The 221-nt window shown below is 46.6% G+C and carries 1 pseudogene; it reads right to left on the bottom strand.

What is annotated here, in order from left to right:
• Positions 1–75: 75 nt before the first annotated feature.
• A pseudogene (locus V6252_RS13240) lies at positions 76–221 on the bottom strand (amino acid--tRNA ligase-related protein); the annotation flags it as partial.

The following is a 221-nucleotide window of genomic DNA, read 5'->3' on the forward strand; positions in this document are numbered from 1 at the left end:
TCAAACGATTTATTCAGCATGCTTGTTGGTATCAGCCTGTGCTTTTTCACGCACACGGATACCTAGCTCACGTTATTGTTTGCTATCAACGCCAGCTGGTGCTTGAGTTAATGGGCAATCTGCTGTTTTGGTTTTTGGGAAGGCGATAACGTCACGGATAGAGCTTGCGCCTAGCATCAACATAATCAAACGATCCAAACCAAATGCTAGGCCGCCATGCG

The organism is Psychrobacter proteolyticus (genome assembly GCF_038155145.1).
GTDB classification, from domain to species: domain Bacteria; phylum Pseudomonadota; class Gammaproteobacteria; order Pseudomonadales; family Moraxellaceae; genus Psychrobacter; species Psychrobacter proteolyticus_B.